The organism is Verrucosispora sp. SN26_14.1, assembly GCF_004307965.1.
In the GTDB taxonomy this organism is placed as follows: domain Bacteria; phylum Actinomycetota; class Actinomycetes; order Mycobacteriales; family Micromonosporaceae; genus Micromonospora.
Window position 1 is genome coordinate 1 of record NZ_SISL01000525.1, and the last position, 3869, is coordinate 3869.

At 71.1% G+C, this 3869-nt stretch carries 7 protein-coding genes; 5 read left to right on the forward strand and 2 right to left on the reverse strand.

Features of this window, described 5'->3' with window-relative positions:
* Positions 1-41 precede the first annotated feature (41 nt).
* From EYA84_RS33870 to rarD, 4 genes are all read left to right on the forward strand, one after another.
* Complete coding sequence (locus tag EYA84_RS33870; protein WP_255446668.1) at positions 42-176, forward strand: hypothetical protein; 135 nt, start codon at positions 42-44, stop codon at positions 174-176.
* Positions 177-221: 45 nt separating this feature from the next.
* Positions 222-608: a phage holin family protein gene (locus EYA84_RS28350; RefSeq protein ID WP_131056987.1), complete on the forward strand. Its 387-nt coding sequence runs from the start codon at positions 222-224 to the stop codon at positions 606-608.
* A gap of 140 nt (positions 609-748) precedes the next feature.
* Positions 749-1246 carry a GNAT family N-acetyltransferase gene (locus EYA84_RS28355; RefSeq protein ID WP_131056989.1) on the forward strand — a complete coding sequence of 166 codons (498 nt, stop codon included), beginning with the start codon at positions 749-751 and terminating at the stop codon, positions 1244-1246.
* Positions 1243-2178 carry an EamA family transporter RarD gene (gene rarD / locus EYA84_RS28360; RefSeq protein ID WP_131056991.1) on the forward strand — a complete coding sequence of 312 codons (936 nt, stop codon included), beginning with the start codon at positions 1243-1245 and terminating at the stop codon, positions 2176-2178. The genes EYA84_RS28355 and rarD overlap by 4 nt, the downstream gene beginning before the upstream one ends.
* A gap of 18 nt (positions 2179-2196) precedes the next feature.
* Here rarD and EYA84_RS28365 read toward each other — a convergent pair whose 3' ends face one another.
* Complete coding sequence (locus tag EYA84_RS28365) at positions 2197-2892, reverse strand: anti-sigma factor (protein ID WP_131056992.1); 696 nt, start codon at positions 2890-2892, stop codon at positions 2197-2199.
* Positions 2889-3383 carry a sigma-70 family RNA polymerase sigma factor gene (locus EYA84_RS28370; protein ID WP_233527450.1) on the reverse strand — a complete coding sequence of 165 codons (495 nt, stop codon included), beginning with the start codon at positions 3381-3383 and terminating at the stop codon, positions 2889-2891. The genes EYA84_RS28365 and EYA84_RS28370 overlap by 4 nt, the downstream gene beginning before the upstream one ends.
* 242 nt (positions 3384-3625) lie before the next feature.
* Here EYA84_RS28370 and EYA84_RS28375 point away from each other — a divergent pair.
* Positions 3626-3869 (forward strand): hypothetical protein (locus EYA84_RS28375; RefSeq protein ID WP_131056994.1); only part of this gene is annotated, 244 nt, incomplete at its 3' end.

Here is a 3869-nt window from a genome sequence, read left to right on the forward strand (position 1 = left end):
CGAGCTGAGCGCTAGTGTCGTGGGCTCGGAGATGTGTATAAGTGACTGGGTTGGCGCGCAGCCGGCCCGACATGGTGGCGGTGGTCAACCGGCGGGCCCTACGCTGGGCGTTGCTGGCCGTCACGCCGATCGAGGCGCACCTCATCGGAGCACCTCTCCGACTCGGCCGGAGTTGATCTCGCGGGTTTCGCCGGTACGCCGGCCATGACACCATGCCGGCCATGGATTTTCTGAAAGGTCTCCTGATCCGGGTCGGCGCCACGGCGGTGGCCTTCTGGCTGGCCACTGTGATCATCCCCGGCATCTCCCTGAACACCGAGTCGCTCGGTGAGACGGTGTTGACGCTGGTCCTCGTCGCGGTCATCTTCGGCGTGGTGAACGGGGTGCTCCAGCCGATCATCAAGACCGTCGGGTGCGGCTTCTACCTGCTCACCCTCGGCCTGATCGCACTGGTGGTCAACGGTCTGCTGTTCCTGCTCACCGGCTGGATCGCCGACCAGGTGGGGCTGCCCTTCGACGTGGACGGCTTCTGGCCCGCCGCCGTGCTGGGTGCGCTCTTCGTCGGCATCGTCACCTGGATCCTCGGCGCCATCCTCGACCGCGACTGACCGCGACCGGGCGGCTCGACCTCGTCGGGCACCCGACCGACCGCTCGTCGGGCGGTCACCGTCGCCACCGACGGTGACCGCCCGACGGACGAAGGGTAAGTGGGCCGCGCCGCAGCGCCGGGCCAACTAGGGTCCCGGGAGTGTTCACCCGGACCCGTCCCGACAGCTACACGCTCAGCACCTCGCCCGATCTCCTCGACCTGGATTTGGTGCACACCTGGCTCTCCACCGACGCGTACTGGGCGCTCGGGCGGGACCGCGCGACGGTGGCTGCGGCCTTCGCCGGCTCGCTCGGGTTCGGCGTGTACCGCCCGCCGGACGGCCGACAGGTCGCCGTCGCCCGGGTGATCACGGACCGGGCCACCTTCGCCTATCTCTGCGACGTCTACGTGGACCGGGCCGAACGCGGGCACGGGTTGGGCACCTGGCTGGCCGGCGGCGTCCGCGACCACCTCGGCGAGCTTGGCGTACGCCGGATCCTGCTGGCGACCAACGACGCGCACGGGGTGTACGCCAAGCTCGGCTTCACCGGGGTACGCGCCGACCGGTGGATGGAGTTCGACCGCCGTGAGTCGACCGTGACGCCGCTCACCAGCAAGGATCAACAGAGCGATCCGCCCCTTACGGTGAACCCGTGACACCGCTCCGCCTCGGATACCTCTACGGCCTGGTCGCGTACCTGCTGTGGGGGTTCTTCCCGCTGTACTTCAAGCTGCTGCGCCCGACCGGCCCGCTGGAGATCCTGGCCCACCGGGTCATCTGGTCGGTGGTGTTCGTCGCCCTGCTGCTCGCCGTGATGCGCAACATCGGGTTCCTGCGTGCCCTGCTCCGTCGGCCGCGCGCCCTGGCCGGGGTCGGTGCCGCCGCCGCCCTGATCGCGGTGAACTGGTTCACCTACATCTACGGCGTGAACTCCGACCGGGTGGTGGAGACCGCCCTCGGGTACTTCATCAACCCGCTGGTGGTGGTGCTGCTCGGCGTCCTGGTGCTGCGGGAGCGGCTGCGCCCGGCGCAGTGGGCCGCGCTCGGCGTCGGTGCGCTGGCGGTGGCCGTCCTCACCGTCGACTACGGCCGGTTGCCGTACCTCGCGCTGACGCTGGCCTTCACGTTCGGCGGGTACAGCCTGGTGAAGAAGCGGCTGGGGCTGCCCCCGGCAGAGGGCCTCTTCGTCGAGTCCGCCGTGCTGGCCGTGCCGGCGCTGGTGTTCCTCGGCTGGCTCGCGACCACCGGTGACGCCACGTTCGGCCGGGTCTCGGTCGGGCACGCGCTGCTGCTGGTGCTGGCCGGCGCGTTGACCGCCATCCCGCTGCTGCTCTTCGCGGGCGCCGCGAACCGGTTGCCGCTGACCGCACTGGGCATGCTCCAGTACGTCGCGCCGATCATCCAACTGGCCTGCGGTGTGCTGATCTTCCACGAGCCGATGCCGCCGGCCCGTCTGGTCGGCTTCGGACTGGTCTGGCTCGCGCTGATCGTCTTCACCGCCGACGCGCTCCGCAACGCCCGGCGCAACCGTCGCTCGCGCCCGGACAGCGAGGTCGGCGCAGCGGCAGCGGTACCCGCCCCGCGCTGACCGGCGTGACCTCCTGCCTCAGCGGACGTCGTAGGCCAGGACGGGGGTGCCGTCGGCGCGGATCAGCTCCAGCCGGACCAGTTCGGCGTTGGTGAACCGGGTCGCACCGGTGATCCGCAGGTCGTCGCCGGGCGCGGCACGCCACGAGCCGATCTGTTCCTGCGCACCGTCCGGGCCGTACGCCACCAGCCGGAAGGCATGTGCCTTGCCGTAGCCGGTGTGCTCGTCGTACCCGCAGTGCATGGTCACCTCGGTACCCCAGTCGGTGTGCCGCAGGCCGATCTCGGCGTGCACCGGCGCCGAGCCGGTCACCGGCTCCATCGCGACCAGACGCACCTGCGCCAGCGGTGGCCGGCCCGGCTGCTCGCTCGGCAGCATCGTCGCCACGCCGAAGCCGACCAGCAGGGCGAACGCCGCCGCCGCGAGGCCGGTGACCGCGTACCGCAGCCGGTTGGCCTGCCGCTCCCGACGCCGGCGGTCCCGCGCGGCGTTGAGCAGCTCGGGCACCCGGGGGTTCTCCGGCGGCGGCAGGAACTGCTCCAGGCTCGACGGGTCCAGCCGACCGAGCAGGCCGGGGAGCACGGCGATCTCGGAAACCGACTGTTGGCAGTCGGGGCAGCCGACGAGGTGACGTTCGTACGCGGCCCGGTCGGCGGGTGAGAGGGCACCCAGCACGTACGCGCCGTCGTCGAAGGCGTAGTCGCAACGGCTCATCCGGTCACCCCCATCTCCGCCAGCACCAACCGTAGTGAGCGCAGCGCGTAGTGGGTGCGGGACTTCACGGTGCCCGGTGGCACGCCGAGCCGGGAGGCGGCCTCGGACACCGAGCGGCCCTGGTAGAAACACTCGACGAGGACGTCCCGGTGGGACGGGCTGAGCCGGTTGAGCGCCTCCGCCACGGTCCACGCCTCCACGGCGCGTTCCGTCTCGTCGACGACCTCGCTGGGTTCGGGCAGTTCGTCGGTGTAGACCTCGCCGACCCGGGTCGACCGTCGCCGCCAGGCGTCGATGGCGAGGTTGCGCGCGGTGGTGAACAGCCAGGCGCGGACCGAGCCGCGCCGGGGGTCCAGTGACTCCGGGTGCCGCCAGGCCCGCAGGAGCGTCTCCTGCACCAGGTCCTCGGCGCGCTGCCGGTCGCCGTTGACCAGCCGCAACGCGTGCGCGTACAGCGCCTCGGCATGCTCGTCGTGCAGGGCGCGCAGCAGGTGGGCGTCGTGGTCGCTGATGGTCCTCTCCTCGCTCTCGACCGAGCGGGCGCGGCGTTACGACCAGGGATACGTGCGGTCACGCTGATCGGTTCACCACCTGCGCGACCTGGGATTCCCGACGGGGAGTTCATCGCTGGTTCATATCGACGCCGACCACCGCTCACCACGCCCTCCTAGCGTCCGGCGGGTACCCGTCGGTGAGCGGCACCGGCGTGCGTGACCCTCAGGAGGCTCCTCCCATGAGCGACCGTCCCCGGCTGCTCCCGCTGCTGGGCACTCCCCGCCACGGCAGCCGCGACGCCATGACCTGTCTCTACCGCTGCGGCAACGCCTGCGACCACCCGGTGCCCAACACCTCCGACAACGCCTACTTCGGCGACCTGGTCGACGCCGAGGTCTCCCGCCGTGGACTGGTCCGCGCCGGGGCGGTCGGCGCGGTGTCTCTTAGACACATCTCCGAGCCCACGAGACTAGCGCTCATCT